10 protein-coding genes are annotated in these 12,213 nt (G+C 64.6%); 7 read left to right on the top strand and 3 right to left on the bottom strand.

Going from position 1 to position 12,213, the window contains the following annotated elements:
- Genes KXD98_RS17335 through KXD98_RS17310 form a run of 6 tightly spaced genes read left to right on the top strand, consistent with a single transcriptional unit; the run spans position 1 to position 7,630 of the window.
- Positions 1-1,410, top strand: coding sequence for an MCE family protein (locus KXD98_RS17335; protein WP_260759595.1), 1,410 nt, complete (start codon positions 1-3; stop codon positions 1,408-1,410).
- Positions 1,411-1,428: 18 nt separating this feature from the next.
- Positions 1,429-2,457, top strand: coding sequence for an MCE family protein (locus KXD98_RS17330; protein ID WP_260759594.1), 1,029 nt, complete (start codon positions 1,429-1,431; stop codon positions 2,455-2,457).
- Entirely contained in the window at positions 2,454-3,764 is a 1,311-nt protein-coding gene (locus tag KXD98_RS17325) for an MCE family protein (RefSeq protein ID WP_260759593.1), read from the top strand. The genes KXD98_RS17330 and KXD98_RS17325 overlap by 4 nt, the downstream gene beginning before the upstream one ends.
- Positions 3,765-3,811: 47 nt before the next feature.
- Entirely contained in the window at positions 3,812-5,059 is a 1,248-nt protein-coding gene (locus KXD98_RS17320) for an MCE family protein (RefSeq protein ID WP_396883227.1), read from the top strand.
- On the top strand, positions 5,056-6,186 hold the full coding sequence (locus tag KXD98_RS17315; RefSeq protein ID WP_313901235.1) for an MCE family protein: 1,131 nt from the start codon (positions 5,056-5,058) through the stop codon (positions 6,184-6,186). The genes KXD98_RS17320 and KXD98_RS17315 overlap by 4 nt, the downstream gene beginning before the upstream one ends.
- Before the next feature lies 1 nt (position 6,187).
- A complete protein-coding gene (locus tag KXD98_RS17310) occupies positions 6,188-7,630 on the top strand; it encodes an MCE family protein (RefSeq protein ID WP_260759592.1) in 1,443 nt (480 codons plus the stop codon).
- Between the two features lie 584 nt (positions 7,631-8,214).
- Here the strand turns inward: KXD98_RS17310 and KXD98_RS17305 are convergent.
- From KXD98_RS17305 to KXD98_RS17295, 3 genes are all read right to left on the bottom strand, one after another.
- The gene (locus KXD98_RS17305; RefSeq protein WP_260759590.1) at positions 8,215-9,066 is read right to left on the bottom strand and encodes an alpha/beta fold hydrolase; all 852 of its coding nucleotides are present in this window, start codon (positions 9,064-9,066) and stop codon (positions 8,215-8,217) included.
- A complete protein-coding gene (locus KXD98_RS17300) occupies positions 9,063-9,488 on the bottom strand; it encodes a helix-turn-helix domain-containing protein (RefSeq protein ID WP_260759589.1) in 426 nt (141 codons plus the stop codon). The genes KXD98_RS17305 and KXD98_RS17300 overlap by 4 nt, the downstream gene beginning before the upstream one ends.
- A 294-nt stretch (positions 9,489-9,782) precedes the next feature.
- A complete protein-coding gene (locus KXD98_RS17295; protein WP_260759588.1) occupies positions 9,783-10,499 on the bottom strand; it encodes an enoyl-CoA hydratase/isomerase family protein in 717 nt (238 codons plus the stop codon).
- A 95-nt stretch (positions 10,500-10,594) separates the two neighbouring features.
- On the opposite strand from KXD98_RS17295, the gene KXD98_RS17290 reads away from it, so the two are divergent.
- Positions 10,595-12,208: an AMP-binding protein gene (locus KXD98_RS17290; RefSeq protein ID WP_260759586.1), complete on the top strand. Its 1,614-nt coding sequence runs from the start codon at positions 10,595-10,597 to the stop codon at positions 12,206-12,208.
- Positions 12,209-12,213: the final 5 nt, after the last annotated feature.

The raw sequence follows: 12,213 nt of genomic DNA, 5'->3' as shown, positions 1-12,213 counted from the left end.
ATGGATTCGCTGCGCCAGGACAAGAGATTGGCGCCACGGTGGTGGACTTTCGTGCTCTTTGCCGTCATCGCTGCCATGGTTGCGCTGACGTGGGCATTGTTCACCCGGTCGTTCACTCCGGTCGTGCGGGTGACCGTTACCTCGGAAAGGTCCGGGTTGGTGATGGAATCCGGCGCCAAAGTGAAGATGCGGGGCGTGGAGATCGGCCGAGTCAGCGCCGTGGAGGGCGGGGTAGAGTCGGCACGGCTCGATCTGGAGATCGATCCAAAGCAGGTGCGGTACATCCCGGCCAATGTGGCCGCACAAATCAAGGCGACCACCGTATTCGGTGCCAAGTACGTCGACTTGATCGCGCCGGACACCCCGGTACAACCGCGGCTCACTGCTGGCGCGGTGATCCCGGCACAGAACGTCAGCACCGAGGTGAATACGGTGTTCCAAAACCTCACCGAGGTACTCAAGCGGATCGATCCGGTCAAACTCAACGGGGTGCTGTCTGCGGTCGCAGAGGGTGTCCGCGGCGAAGGCGAGACCATCGGTCGCGCTACCTCCGACGCCGACACGGTGCTCGCCGCGCTGAACAGTCGTAGCGAGATCATCCGGGATGACTGGCGCGCCATCGAGGGCTTCAGCGACACCTACAGTGCCGCTGCACAAGACATTCTCGCCGTGCTCGACGCCGCTGCTACCACCGCCGTCACGGTTACCGAGAACTCCGCTCACCTTGATGACCTCCTGGTCAGCGTCACCGGAATGGCCCGATCCGGAATCGATCTCATTGGTCCGAACAAGGACAACTTGGTCGACGCCGTCAATGTGCTGGAGCCGACGACGGGATTGGTGATGAAGTACAACCCGCAGCTGACCTGCATGCTGGTCGGCGGCCACTGGTTCCTGGAAAACGGTGGCTACGACGTGACCGGAGGCATCAACGGTAGGTCGGTCACCACCGACGTTGCACTGCTGCTCGGCGACGACCAGTACCGATACCCGCAGAATCTGCCGATCGTCGGCGCCAAGGGCGGACCTGGTGGACAGCCCGGCTGCGGGTCGCTGCCCATCGTCGATGACAACTTCCCGCAACGGCAGCTCATCACCAACACCGGGTGGGGCACCGGCCTGGACATCCGTCCCAACCCCGGTATCGGCTTCCCCGGTTACGCCAACTATCTGCCGGCTACACGCGCGGTGCCTGAGCCGCCGAGCATTCGCAACCTCGGGCCGCCCGCGCCCGGCCCGGTTCCGTATCCGGGCGCGCCGGCGTACGGGGCGCAGCTGTACGCACCGGATGGCACCCCGCTGTGGCCGGGTCTGCCCCCCGCGCCGCCACCCGGACAGCCCCGGGAGCCGGGTCCGCCGCCACCCGGCAGTGAACCGCACGCCCCGCCGCCAGCGGTCGGGACGTCCTAGTGAAAGAAGAGCGCTGCAATGAGAGCTGACCTGCGCCACGTGCTCTGGCGTCTGGGCGCATTCCTGGCGGTGTGCATTACCGGACTGTTTGCGATGTTTGCGGTCTTCGCCGAACTGCGTTTCCAGCGTGAGGTGACCTACCGTGCCGTGTTCAGCAACGTCAGTGGCTTGCAAAGCGGGAACTTCGTCCGGGTGGCCGGGGTGGAAGTCGGTAAGGTAAAGGCGATTTCGCTGCAACCGGACGCCACCCTGGTGGTGGAGTTCACCGCCGACGATTCGGTGGTGCTGACCGACGGCAGTCGCGCAGCCATCCGCTATGACGATCTGATCGGCGGTCGCTACCTCGGTCTGGAGGAGGGGCCGGGCGGCACCCAGACCCTCGAACCCTGGGACACCATCGGTGTGGACCAAACAGCGCCCGCTCTGGATCTCGACGCGCTGATCGGCGGATTCCGCCCACTGTTCCGTGCATTGGATCCCGATCAAGTCAATGCCTTGAGTGGGCAGTTGATCCGTGCATTCCAAGGACAGGGTGCGACCATCGGTTCGCTGCTGACGCACACTGCCGCGCTGACCAACACGTTGGCCGACCGCGACGAGTTGATCGGCCAGGTCGTCACCAACTTGAACACGGTCTTGGGATCGTTCGGCGACCAGAGTAGCCAGTTGGACAAGGGAGTAGATGCCCTGGCTGAGCTCGTCAGCACCCTCCAGGTGCGCAAGAACGACCTGAGTTCGGCGGTAGGACACGCTGATTCAGCGGCAAGATCGATCGCCGAGCTTCTGGATGCGGCACGTCCGCCGTTGACGAAGGTGGTGGCCGAGACGGATCGGACGGCGGGCCTGGTCGTGGCCGACCACGAGTACGTGGACGAACTGTTGGCGACCCTGCCGGACGCGTACCGGGCGCTCGGGCGGCAAGGTTTGTACGGCGACTTCTTCAGCTTTTACCTGTGCGACATCGTGCTCAAGCTCAACGGCAAAGGTGGTCAACCGGTGTATGTCAAGATGGCGGGTCAGTCTACCGGCAGGTGCGCGCCGAAATGATCTCTCGGGCACGACGACACCCCCTCGCCGTCGGCGTGTTGGGAATTGCGGTGATGGCGGGGGCCACGTTAGCCGCGCTGCAGTATGACAAGCTTCCGGTTCTCAACAAGGGCAACAACTACGCCGCATACTTCGCCGAAGCCGGTGGCATCACCTCAGGTTCCGATGTTCAGGTGTCCGGCCTCCATGTCGGACGGGTGACTAGCGTGGAATTGACCGGTCCGCAGGTGATGGTGAACTTCCGGCTCGCGCCAGATGTCCACCTCGGTGACCGCAGCGAAGCAGCGATCAAGACGCAAACGATCCTTGGTGCCAAGGTAGTGGAACTGACTCCGCGGGGCGAGGACCTCCAGCAAGGTCCGATCCCACTGGAACGCACTCGGGCGCCCTACCAGCTGCCCGAGGCGCTCGGTGACCTCACCACAGCCATCAGCGGGCTCGACACCAACCAAGTGTCGGACTCGTTGCGTGTGTTGGCAGAGACTTTCTCCGATACCCCACCGGATCTGAGAGTCGCGGTCGATGGCGTCGAGAGGTTCACGGCAACCTTGAACAAGCGGGACGACGAACTCCGCAACCTGCTGAGCAACGCCAACAAGGCGACTGCTGTGCTGGCCGACCGCACGGGTCAGGTAGTCGATCTGATCGCCGATAGCAATGCCCTGCTGGTCGAATTGCAGACCCAGCGCGCGGCGCTGGACCAGGTGGGTCGAAGCGTTTCGGCAGTGGCCCAGCAGATCAAGGGGTTCATCTCGGAGAACCGCGAGACGCTGCAGCCCGCGCTGGAGAAGCTCAACGGGGTGCTCACGCTGGTGGACAACCGCAGAACCGAGGTGCAGGAGTCGATCAAACGGCTGAATTCGTACGCAATGTCGCTCGGTGAGTCCGTCTCGTCGGGTCCGTTCTTCAAGGCCTACATCGCCAACCTGCTACCCGGGCAGTTCCTGCAGCCGTTCATCGACGCGGCGTTCTCCGACCTCGGCTTGGACCCGAATGTGCTGCTGCCGTCCGAACTGTCAGACCCTCCGGTGGGCCAACAAGCCAGCCCGGCACTGCCGGCACCGTATCCACGGACCGGCCAGGGCGGCGAGCCACGATTGACGCTGCCCGACGCGATCACCGGGAACCCCGGCGATCCGCGATATCCCTACCGGGAGCCACCACCGGCCCCCCCGCCGGGTGGTCCACCACCCGGTCCGCCTGCCGAACCTGCCCCGGAACTGGCGTCGGTCCCGGAACCGACACCACGCCCGGTGTACGTGCCGGCGCCGAATGACGTCCGGCCCGATGTGGAGGCGGCACCGTGACCAAGGCAAGGCCGATCAAGTTGGGTGTGACGATCGCGCTCGCTGCAATGATGGTGGCGGGCCTCGTCGTCGTGCTGCGCTCCCCAGACCAGCCGCGCCGCGTCAACGCGGTGGCCTACTTCGCCAACAGTAACGGCATCTTTGTCGGTGACGAGGTGCGTATTCTGGGTGTTCCAGTAGGCAAGATCGACACGATCGAGCCGGAAGCGACCCGGGTGAAGATCGGGTTCTCCTACGACGGTCGGTATGACGTTCCCGCCGATGCCAAGGCGGTGATCCTGTCACCGTCACTGGTGAGTGCCCGCACCATTCAACTGACCCCCGCCTATACCAGCGGTCCGGTGCTGCAGAACGGGGCGGTCATCGGTGCGGATCGTACGGCGGTTCCCGTGGAGTGGGACGACTTTCGCGAACAACTCGAGCGACTGACGGAGTCGCTGCAACCGACCGAAGCGGGCGGAGTCAGCACGTTGGGCTCTTTCGTCAACACTGCCGCAGACAACCTGCGTGGCGAAGGGGACAACATCCGCGAGGCCGTTGTTCAATTGGCGGAGACGTTCTCGGCGCTCGGTGATCACAGCGACGACATATTCTCGACCGTCGAAGGCCTCTCAATGCTGGTCACCGCACTTCACAACAGCACGGATCTGATGCGGTACCTGAATCAGAATCTGGCTTCGGTGACCAATCTGCTGGCCAATGATCCCCAAGAGGTCGCCGACGCGGTTCGCGATGTCAACTCCGTGGTCGACGACGTCCGCATGTTCGTCGCCGAGAACACCGAAACCCTGGGCACCACCACAGACAAGTTGTCGTCGGTGACCCAAGCGCTGGACGACAGCTTGGACGACATCAAGCAAACACTGCATCTGGCGCCTAACGCGTTTCAGAACTTTGTCAACATCTATCAGCCCGCACAAGCCACGATGACCAGCGCGCTGGCGGTGACCAACTTTGCTGACCCGATCGGATTCCTCTGCGGCGCAGTCCAGGCCGCATCCAGGTTGGGTGCCGAGGAGTCGGCAAAGCTGTGCGTGCAGTACCTCGCGCCGATCGTGAAGAATCGCCAGTACAACTTCCTGCCGATCGGGCAGAACGCGTTCGTCGGCGCCACCGCCCGGCCCAACGAGGTCACTTACAGTGAGGATTGGATGCGGCCGGACTACATCCCGCCGAACGGCCCAGCTGATCACCCGCCGGGCGCGGATGCTCCCGCGTTGCCCGCGGAAGTGCAGCACGTGGGACCAGACGGCGGACTGGAAGCGTTGATGGTGCCTCGCGGGAGCGGATCATGATGCACCGCAACAGCATCCTCGTACCGTTGATAGTGCTGAGTCTTGCCCTGGCCGGCTGCGCCGACTGGCAGGGAGCCAACACATTGCCGCTGCCGGGAACACAGGGCCGTGGGTCGGGAGCCTACTCCGTGCAGGCACAGTTGCCAGATGTCGACAACATCGAGCGCAACTCGCGGGTAAGGGTAGGCGATGTCACTGTCGGCAATGTCAGCAATATCGAGCTGCAGGGTTGGCATGCACTGGTCACCATGCGACTCAACGGCGACGTCCACCTTCCGGCCAACGCCACGGCGACAGTCGGACAGACCAGCCTGCTTGGCTCCGTGCACATCGAACTCGCTGCGCCGACGGATCAAGCACCGGCAGGTCGGCTGCAGGAAGGGTCGCTGATACCGCTGTCGGCGGGCGGCCGCTACCCGTCCACCGAACAGGCTTTGGCGGCAGTGTCGATGCTGCTCAATCAGGGCGGAATCGGCAACGTCTACGACATCACGCAGGCGTTGAGCATCGCGTTCGCGGGCAGGGCAGACGATCTGCGCAGCCTGTTGAACCAGCTGGACCGGTTCGTCGGTGTCCTCGACGATCAGACGGACGACATCATCGCCGCTACCGAGAGCCTCAACGGACTGGTGGGCCAGGTTGCCGAGCAGAAGGCGGTTGTCGACAACGCGCTCGAAACGGTACCCGACGCGCTGGCGGTGCTCTCTGAAAAGCGCGAGATCCTTACCGAAGCTGTGCACCAGTTGGGTGAATTCAGTGCGCTGGCAGCTGATTCGGTCAATCTCACCAAGGAGAACCTGGTCAAGGAGCTCAAAGATCTGGGGCCGGTGCTGCAGTCGCTGGCTGATGCCGGCCCGTCGCTGACTCGGTCACTGAGTTTCTACTCCACGTTCCCGTGGCCGAAGGAGACGATCACCAAATGGCAACGTGGTGATTACGCAAACCTCAGTGCGGTCATCGACCTGACCTTGAGTCGGCTCGATGCCTCCTTCCTCACCGGTACCCGGTGGGAGGGAGGTCTCACCGAACTGGAGATGCAGTGGGGTCGCACCATCGGGCAGATGCCCAGTCCGTACACCGCAGTCAATCCGCTGGTCGTTCCGTACCGGCTGGATCAGGGGCGATGACATGCGGATAACGCGCAGGATCGGCATCCAGTTACTCATCTTCGCGGCGGTGTCGGCGCTGGCCTTCAGCTCGCTGATGCTGGTCTACATCAAACTGCCCGGTCTGTTGTTCGGCGCCGGCCGCTACACCGTCATCGTCGACCTGCCCGAAGCCGCAGGACTCTACGAGCGGGCCAACGTCACCTACCGTGGGACCCAGGTCGGGCGGGTTGCGGCGGTCAACCTCACCGACACCGGAGCCCAAGCCGTCCTGTCGATGGACACCAAAACACCGATCCCCGCCGACGTCGACGCCGAGGTGCACAGCCAGACCGCGGTCGGTGAGCAGTACGTGGCACTGCTGCCGCGCAGCGGTGAGGGTCCGTCGCTTGCCGACGGTGCCGTCATCGCGGCGGAGCGGACATCGGTACCGCCCGACATCAATGCCCTGCTTGACGCGACCAACGAAGGGCTGCAGGCGATCCCGCAAGACGACCTGCAAACGGTGGTCGACGAGTCCTACCTCGCCGTCGGTGGACTGGGACCCGAATTATCGCGACTGGTAAGGGGGTCCGCTGCTGTCGCTATCGACGCCCGAGAACGGCTCGATGCCTGGACAGCGCTGCTCGACAACGCCGCCCCGGTGCTCGACACCCAGACTGAGACCGCGGACTCGGTGCGGGCGTGGGCGGCGAATCTGGCGACGATCACCGAGCAGCTGCGCGAGACCGATGGCGACGTGCGTGGAGTTCTGCAGCGCGGCGGGGCCGCCGCCGATGAAGCGCGGCAACTGATCCAACGAATATCTCCGACACTTCCGGTGCTGCTGGCCAACCTCGTCAGTGTCGGCGAGGTTGCGGTCACCTACGACGACGGTCTGGAACAACTGTTGGTATTGCTGCCGCAGGGTGCGGCGTCGATGCAGGCGATAGGGGTGGCCAACCGGAATACGAAACAGGATTACAAGGGCGCTTTCCTGAGCTTCAATCTCAACGTGAACCTGCCACCACCCTGCACAACTGGTTTTCTGCCGGCTCGTCAGCAGCGGGCGGCGACGTTCGAGGATGCGCCCGATCGTCCGGCGGGGGACCTCTATTGCCGGGTGCCGCAGGAATCGGAGTTGAACGTGCGCGGCGCGCGCAACGCCCCGTGTGCGACCCGGCCCGGGAAACGGGCGCCGACCTGGCAGATGTGTGAGAGCGACGAATTCTACGTTCCGCTCAACGACGGCTACAACTGGAAGGGCGATCCGAACGCGACGTTGTCCGGACAAGACATTCCGCAGTTGCCGCCGCCCACCCCTGAGGCGCGCGCCCCTGCACCGTTGCCGATAGCCGTCGCCGAATACGACCCGGCAACCGGTAGTTACGTCGGGCCGGACGGACGGACCTATTCGCAAAGTGATCTGGCAGTTGCCGGTGGCGACGAGCGTACCTGGCAGTCGATGTTGATACCCGGCGGCTGACGTGCGCGGCATTCGATGGGACTCCGTCCGCGTCGTTCACCGTATCGACGGAACCTGTTGACCCACTTCGATGCACATGGGTCCGGTACGGACAGGGGCGCGTTTCTTTGGGTCATACGGTCCCCGTCTTCGTACGGGCTGGTTTTGAGGGCGGCACCGCCTCCGGACGGTGTTATTGCGAAGCTTGCGTCAGCAAGAAGTCGGCCTGCCGGATGGATGGAGGTAGGAGTGCAAGACGTTGGCTTGGCGTCGAAGACGGTCGGCTGCCTTGTGTTGGTGCATTGAGTAGTAATGCTGTGCCTGTGTCTCGCACTCGCGGAGGAGGTCTCGAATGATCGCGTGGACGTCATGTATGGCCAGTTCGCGTCTGGGCACCTCGGTTGACCCGACTCCGGGAGACGAGTGGGCGACGGTACCGTCGGTAGATCGCGAGGACTGTGCTTCTGGTTGGACGGCTTCGGCGTTGTCGATCGCGGCGATCATTGCTCGTAGGACTGAGATTACCTCCGGCTGACGTGATTTGAGCGCGGCGCGAAGGTCACGGCGTACTTCTTCGCGGAAGACCCAGGGATCCTGCGTGTGACTCACGGTCTCGCGCCTTGGTTCAGGAAGCTATGGAGGTCAGCGCCATCGTCGAACAGACCGTGACCAGCGTCGGCAAGCAGATTGATCGATGCTGCAGGCTGCAGGCGTGTCAGCCGTGCGGCGGTGTCGTGCGAGTTGAGCATGCGGTCGCGCGCACCCAGCACGACGAAAAGTGGCGCGGTGATGGCTCTCAAGTCTTCGTCGGAAAAGACCGGCAGGGTCTCGCGGCGGGGTCGATAGTTGCGGTGGATCAGCAGCATGTAGTCGATGACAGGGTCGGGAATGCGGCCGGGCCCAAGCGCGATCCGCAGAGCACGACGTGTACCGGGTTCGCCGAATGGCATAAGGGCCAGTGCTGCGAGGACGGCTCCGTAGCGTTGACGGCCGATACCGCCCGGGGCCCGCAGCGCCAGTCGTGTGACGCGGCTGGGCCGGCGGATCGCGTAATCGGTGGCCAGCCAGCCGCCCAATGACACCCCCACGAAGTCAGCGGCGTCGACGCCCAGCTTGTCGAGGACGTCGTCGAGCCATAACGCATATGCGTCGGAGTCAAGGGGCGGCCGCGATGGTGCGCTCAGTCCGGGCTCGCCGACAAGGTCGACCATGTACAGCCGATGGGTCAGTGACCACCGCGACGCGTCGGCCTGCCAGATCGCGCTGTTGCTCCCGGCGCCGTGCAGCAGTACGACCGGTGGAGCATCGGTGGGTCCGCAGTCCAGGACGAAGGTGCCGCCCTCGCGCGTGGCGACCGTGTGCTGCCGCAGCGGCACTGCCCAGCGTTGAAGGTGCTCGCGGTAACTGCGCTCGACGGCGTGCTGGCCAGACGAGGAACGGTAGATGCCGGCCTTCACCTGTCGTCCTGGCGTGTCAAGGCGCCGATCAGTCCGATGACGGCTGTCGTGGATTCTGGGTCTCCGACAACGAAGACGGTGAGACGGCAGGCAGATTCGTCATACGTCGAGTGAACGTCGAGCTGTCCTGGTCGGTCTGAGTTGCTGATCGCTGCAGCAGTGAGATGTGGGGTGATGCGATCCATCGTGAGGCGGTCGGCATTGTCGATGTGCACGACGGTAGAGACGTGAGCGTGTGGCCTACTCGCCGGCTCGTCGGTGGCCACGCCGGCGAAGGCCTGCAAGTCCTGTTCGGTGATTCGGTATTGCTTGCCCATGCGCACGGCCGGTAGGCGTCCGTCACGGACGTATCCGCGCACGGTTCGCACGTGCAGTCCGAGCATGTCGGCCACCTGCTCAGCCGAGTAGACAGCGATGGGCATATCTGCAATCTATCGTATTCATCCCTATCATTCCGATACTAAGGAAGGACAAGGATGTATCCGTAAGCTACAGCCGTCCACGTCCACGTTGTGTGGGCACAGATCACGGGGCCGTCAGCCACCATGTCGAGTGATCCCACGTCGTCGGATTCGCGAAGGTCGGCGTGGACGTCGCGCTGGTGGCCGCTGCGTATTCCCACGCTGCCTCGGCGTGAGCTCACCGGCGTGTGCGCCGGGCGACAAACCTGGGAGTCGAGAAAATCGGGCTGTTCGAGCGCCCCCTGTGTGCGCTACCTATCTGCCGCGCTGCATCACCTTGTCGGCTGCGGCCCAGTGCTCGTCAGAGACCCACAGCTCGGCGAAGGCGGCCACCGCCTCGGTGGTCGGAACGCCACCCATCACGCGTTTGACCTGCCGTGCCGGCTCGGTCGCCAGCGAGCGCGCGATCAGGCGCCACTGCTCGTCGAACGAAGCCCGCGGGATCACCTGGTCGACGAGACCGACACGTTCGGCCTCGGCGGCGGCCAGAATCCGTCCGGTGCCGGCCAGCAACAGCGCTTTGCTGTATCCGACCAGTTCGACCAGCCGTTCGGCGCCGCCCCAAGCCGGCATGATCGCCAGTGCGACCTGATTGAAGCCGATCTTGATGTCATCAGCAGCCAACCGGATGTCGGCGGCCACCGCGAACTCCGCTCCGCCACCGAGGGCGTGGCCATTGAGCGCGGCGACGGTCGGACCGGGGAAACGGGCCACCCGATCGCAGATCGACCTCATCCGGAAGGACATCGCTGCGGCCTGCTCGACCGTGCGCAGCGCGCTGAGCTCTTTGAGGTCACCGCCCGAGACGAAGGCCCGGTCGCCGGCCCCGGTCAGCGCCAGCGCAGCAGCTCCCTGGGCCTCGTCGAGCGCCCGGTCGAGCTGATCCATCGTCTCCAGTGAGATCGCGTTGCGCGCGTGCGGGCGGTCGATGGTGATGATCGCCAGACCGTTGTCGATTTCGAGGTCGACCATCAACGATTCTCCCTCTGCGGTATTGGCATTCTCGTTTGCGGAGAATAGCATCACGAAGGCATTCACCTGCTACGGGAGGACGGGGTAGGCGACCTATGCGGACAATTCCTGCGGAGCTGGTCAAGCGGTATGAGCAGGAAGGCTGGTGGACCCAAGAGACGCTCGGTGAACTGCTTGCTCGCGGGCTGAAGGACAGTCCCGGCACCGGCTTCTGCGTCCACTCCGACATCCGCCCGTACCACGGCACTTTTTCCGACGTCGAGCGCGACGCCCGCCGGCTCGCCGCGGGGCTGAAGGCGCGGGGGGTGGGAGCCGGCGATGTGGTGGCACTGCAGCTGCCCAACTGGCGCGAAGCCGCCGTCACCTTCTGGGCGTCTGCTTTTCTCGGTGCGGTGACCGTGCCCATCGTGCATTTCTACGGTCGTAAGGAACTGACCCACATCCTGGGCTCGGCCGCGCCGCGCGCGTTCGTCACCACCCGCGAGTTCGGGCGGATGCGCTACCTGCCCGACCTGTGTGAAGACATCCCGATCGTCGGACTGGTCGGCGCGCAGGAGATCGCCTGTCGGGAACACCGCTTCGAGGACCTGCTGGCCGACGAGCCGCTGGTCGGGACCGTGGCTGCCGATCCCGCGGCGCCGGCGCTGATCGCGTTCACCTCGGGGACCACCCGTGACCCCAAGGGGGTGATCCACAGCCACCAGACGCTCAGTTGCGAGACGCGCCAGCTGTTGGAGAACTACCCGCCCGACCGCGGGCGGCAACTGACGGCCACCCCTGTCGGGCACTTCATCGGCATGCTGGGCGCGTTTCTGATCCCGGTGCTCGAAGGTGCGCCCATCGACCTGTGCGACGTATGGGATCCAGGTCGGGTTCTGCGGCTCATCGAGTCCGACGGGCTCTCGATCGGGGGAGGTCCGCCGTACTTCGTGACCAGCCTGCTCGACCACCCCGACTGCCGCCCCGAGCACCTGCGTCGGTTCAGCACCGTCGGACTGGGCGGCTCGACGGTGCCGTCGGCTGTCACCCAACGGCTGCATGACCTGGGCATGTTCGTGTTCCGGTCCTACGGCAGTACCGAGCATCCGTCCATCACGGGGTCGCGGCCCACAGCCCCCGCCGAGAAGCGGTTGTTCACCGATGGCGATGCGCGTCCCGGCGTTGAGATTCGCCTCGGGCCCGACGGAGAGATCTTCAGTCGGGGCCCTGATCTGTGCCTGGGCTACACCGACGACGAGCTGACCGAGGCGGCTTTCGACGACGACGGTTGGTACCGCACCGGCGATGTCGGCGTTCTCGATGCCGACGGCTATCTGACCATCACCGACCGCAAATCCGACGTGATCATCCGCGGCGGCGAGAACATCAGCGCGCTCGAAGTCGAGGAGGTGCTGCTGGGGATGGCGGCCGTCGCCGAGGCGGTAGTGGTCGCGGCGCCCGATCCGCGACTAGGAGAGCACACCGCGGCGGTGCTGCGGGTCCGCGACGGGCACTCGATGCCGTCGCTGGACGACGTGCGAGCCCACTTCGCCGCGTGTGGGGTCGCGACCCAGAAGTGGCCCGAGGAACTGCACCAGGTCGACGACTTCCCCCGGACGGCCAGCGGCAAGGTCCAGAAATTCCTTGTCCGGCAGAATCTGCGCGCTGAGCCGGCAAGGGACCCGTTGCAGCTCGCCGAAAATGAGAATACGATTCTCCCGAGACGATAAGGAGT

The organism is Mycobacterium sp. SMC-4, from assembly GCF_025263265.1.
Classification (GTDB): domain Bacteria; phylum Actinomycetota; class Actinomycetes; order Mycobacteriales; family Mycobacteriaceae; genus Mycobacterium.
This window is presented reverse-complemented; position numbering and strand designations above follow the sequence as displayed.